Consider the following 3,534-nt stretch of genomic DNA (forward strand, 5'->3'; position numbering starts at 1 on the left):
ACGAGAATCGATTGTTTCGTTCTTAGAGTACCTTTCTGAGTTTCCAGAAAAAGTGCTCCAACGCATCGGACAGGTTGTTATGTCGGAAAATTAATCTGAAACTATATATATAAATGTAAACTTAACTTTTCAACTTTCTGTTTTTTGAAAAAGGTGATTGGATTGTTCTATTCGTGCTGTCCGACTTTCAACGTCGATGAAAGTAACAATTTTTATGGTAGGAAGTCAAGTGTTCAAGTTAAACATATATAAATATTATTGATTTTGAAGGAAAGGGGTATTTTAAGAAGGAAATCACATCATGAAAGCTTTTAAATGTTGTTATTTTTAAATTTTCCCTCTCTTGTGTAAATGGAATCTACAAGTTTTCTGTTGCATAAGAGAGGGAATTTATTGCGAATTAAAAATTTTGGATAGTCACTTAGGTAATTTAGGATAGATGATAAGAGTAAACTCATTCCTCCACTGTTTTTTTTTCGATACACAGCCTTTTCAAGCACAGACTTAAGAAGGCTGTTTTTTTAGCTTCAGATCGTCCGGTTTATTGTACAATTCTAGGACATACTCCACTTGTGGAATGATTTCTACTTTGGCTTGTTCACGTTCTTTCTCGAGAGCTAATTCTTCCTGTGCTTGTGCAAGAGCTCTTTCCAATTCATCTATTCTGTCGGCTAGGTAGTTGGAGCGTTCAATAAAGTTTTTTCATCGTATACCCCACGTTCAAGGAGATCAGGAAGGTTTCTGTTAATTCACGTTCTAATCGTTTCAGCGCATCATGTTGTTTTTTGTATTTTGAAAATGCTCAATATTGAAAAGCCCCTTTAGGTAGAGTACACCTAAAGGGAGAAATTTTACCGCCGCTTTTCCTTTTCGTTTCGATAAAACTCATGAAACATTTTCATAAGCGCCCGCTTTTCAATGCGTGATACATAACTTCTGGAAATACCTAGCTCTTTGGCGATCTCCCGCTGCGTTTTTTCCTTCTGTAAATCAAGGCCAAACCGGCTAATAATCACTTTTTTTTCACGTTCATCAAGAATGTCAATATATTTTCTAATTTTCTCTAATTCCATGTTTAATTGGATCATATCAACGACATCATCTTCTGATTCGGATTTTAAGATATCGAGGAGGCTGATTTCGTTCACACTAGGGTGTTATCTGTTTATTGTTCATCAGAAGCAAAAAGATTTTAAGATCTAAAAAATTGGCTGTTTGTCGGTCAGGGCACCGTGTTTCATTATACATTATCCGAAGTAATTAAGCACCTAACTGTTGAAATGTGCTGGATTGACGGGTAAGCTTTTTAAGCATCGGGCATAGGAATAAACTAGGTGCCACGACCAATGCCATTCCGAGAAATGGGAATCCAGGTGAATACAAGTACAAGTATCCACTGACAAGTGTTAAAACCCCAGTGGTTAAACTCATGGCAAGTGATGCGTAGAGTCCATGAGCTGAAGGAATTTTGTCCTTACTAATATATTGATTAACAAAAGTCATGAATGCAAAGTGCGTGAGACCAAATGTTAAAGCGTGCAACGGTTGAGAAAACACAAAAACCAGTGGATTCTCAAAAAAATAGACACTTGACCAACGGATAATTGATGCAATCCCGGCCAATAGAAACATAGTCGCTACATCGAACTTAGTGAATACTCGGTTTGAAATGTAAAAGAACCCGATTTCAGCTAAGACAGCCAAAACAAGGATTCCACCAATATAAACACTATTGATTCCTATGTGTTTAAGATAAATAACTCCGTAATTATAATAGGCAGCATGGGTACCTTGTAAAACCATACTCAGGAGGAGACATATTAAAAATGATTTTGATTTCAGTAATTCAAAGGAACCTCCTGCCCGTTGAGAAAGCTTAACTCTTAAGCTTGATGGAGATCGAATTAATGATAGGATTAAAATGAATAGATTACCGAGTAAAAACAAATAGATAATATTGTTCGCATTTTTTGAGGCTACCCATCCTGTTAACACTGATGAGAGAATAAAACCGAACGATCCCCATAATCTGCATTTTCCATAGTCAATCCCATTTTCTTCTTTTGATAGAATGGAGGCCTTTGTCTCGTTGATAGGTAACAACATGGGATAGATGAGGCTGAAAAAGACCATTACTAACATAAGCCATGCCAAATTATTAAAAGGCAAAAAACATACTAGGATGATTAGAGATAAAAAAGCGACTATAAGCGAAACGTGTGATAACCAATACCTTTTGCACAAGGCAGGAAAAATGTACGAAGTTGAAAAAGCTCTTACTAGTAATCCGATGGATATCACGATCCCTGCTTGTTGAGCAGTTAACCCTTTTGTAATCAGCCAAACGGTCCAGTACGGTAAGAAAATCCCCCAGGTGAAGAAAAATACAAAAAAGTTTGTGGATAACCATGTTTGTTTCATAATACTTCCCCTTATGTCAATACATTTTTTTTCGTTTTCTGAATGGTTTCAATAAGTTGTAGGGACAGTTCAAAAGCCTTTCTTTCTGAATCCGGATGATAGTTATTGGAGAAGGGATTAGCGAACCCGTGCTGTCCTTTAAACAACTCGACTTTTATCCCTGATTTACAGGATAATTGCTCGACGAGCCAGTTAACATTAAATGACTTTTCGTGCTCAGAAAACAGTAATAGTACGGGTAGTTTTGGGAATAAATTGAGATAGTCTCTAATCCGTGATCCATAGTAACCTATGGCCGCATCTCCTATGCCATAATGTTCGCAACATAACCAAGCTACGGTTGCACCGACGCTATACCCCCAGAACACAATGGTTTTGTATCGAGACTTTAAGGAATCTACTAAATTTAAAACTTGTTTTTTCGCTTTTCCAAATCCAATTTCATTTTTGAAATATTGGTAAGCATCTGCCTCATCATCATAATGAAAATGATCTCGATTTAATAAATTGGGGCAGTATACGTCATACCCTTTAGTGGCAATCATTTGAGCTACGTGTTTCATATGATCGTTAATCCCATAGATTTCATGTATTAGGATGACAGCAACATCAGAATAATTACAGTGTTTTAACATGATATGACAAACTCCTTATCCTTATAATTAAAGATAGAGGGGGTGTCGCACTCCCCCTCAGTATAGGAAGTTAGTATTTGATCGGCATTGTAACAATACCATGAAAGGTAGGGTTAGGCGTCCATTCAGGTCTTTCAAGATTATATAAAGGTGTAATGTGAGAAAAACGTTGAATAACTTCTTTTAAAATTTCGGCGATTTCTACGCGAGCAAATGCTGCAGCAATGCATGCATGATAACCACCACCAAAACCAATATGCTGTTTACCTGTCCGATTGATATCAAATTTTTCTGGATTTTCAAAAACGCGTTCATCACGACCAGCGGAACCGAGGAAGAAATAGACCGAATCTCCTTCACGAATAAGTTGGTTATGAATAGTAACCCGTGGTGCTAGTTGAGCGCTAGCGCTCAACTAGCCCGAGTGTTACAAGCGAATACACCAACAATATGCCATCTAGTGCCACTTCAAACCCTG

At 37.2% G+C, this 3,534-nt stretch carries 4 protein-coding genes and 1 pseudogene; all 5 read right to left on the bottom strand.

From position 1 onward, the window contains the following. Positions 1-504 precede the first annotated feature (504 nt). The 5 genes and pseudogenes from HNQ34_RS17120 to HNQ34_RS17140 all read right to left on the bottom strand — a co-directional run bounded on the left by HNQ34_RS17120 (position 505) and on the right by HNQ34_RS17140 (position 3,471). Positions 505-654: a hypothetical protein gene (locus HNQ34_RS17120; protein WP_158512128.1), complete on the bottom strand. Its 150-nt coding sequence runs from the start codon at positions 652-654 to the stop codon at positions 505-507. A 197-nt stretch (positions 655-851) separates the two neighbouring features. After that, positions 852-1,145 (bottom strand): annotated as a pseudogene (locus HNQ34_RS17125) (sigma-70 family RNA polymerase sigma factor); the annotation flags it as partial. A gap of 115 nt (positions 1,146-1,260) precedes the next feature. After that, on the bottom strand, positions 1,261-2,421 hold the full coding sequence (locus tag HNQ34_RS17130) for a 3-phenylpropionate MFS transporter (protein WP_221277487.1): 1,161 nt from the start codon (positions 2,419-2,421) through the stop codon (positions 1,261-1,263). An 11-nt stretch (positions 2,422-2,432) separates the two neighbouring features. Next, on the bottom strand, positions 2,433-3,056 hold the full coding sequence (locus HNQ34_RS17135) for a dienelactone hydrolase family protein (RefSeq protein WP_066322962.1): 624 nt from the start codon (positions 3,054-3,056) through the stop codon (positions 2,433-2,435). A 70-nt stretch (positions 3,057-3,126) separates the two neighbouring features. Beyond that, complete coding sequence (locus HNQ34_RS17140) at positions 3,127-3,471, bottom strand: cytochrome P450 (protein WP_246364315.1); 345 nt, start codon at positions 3,469-3,471, stop codon at positions 3,127-3,129. Positions 3,472-3,534: the final 63 nt, after the last annotated feature.

Origin of the sequence: Anoxybacteroides tepidamans (assembly GCF_014201465.1) — a bacterium.
Classification (GTDB): domain Bacteria; phylum Bacillota; class Bacilli; order Bacillales; family Anoxybacillaceae; genus Anoxybacteroides; species Anoxybacteroides tepidamans.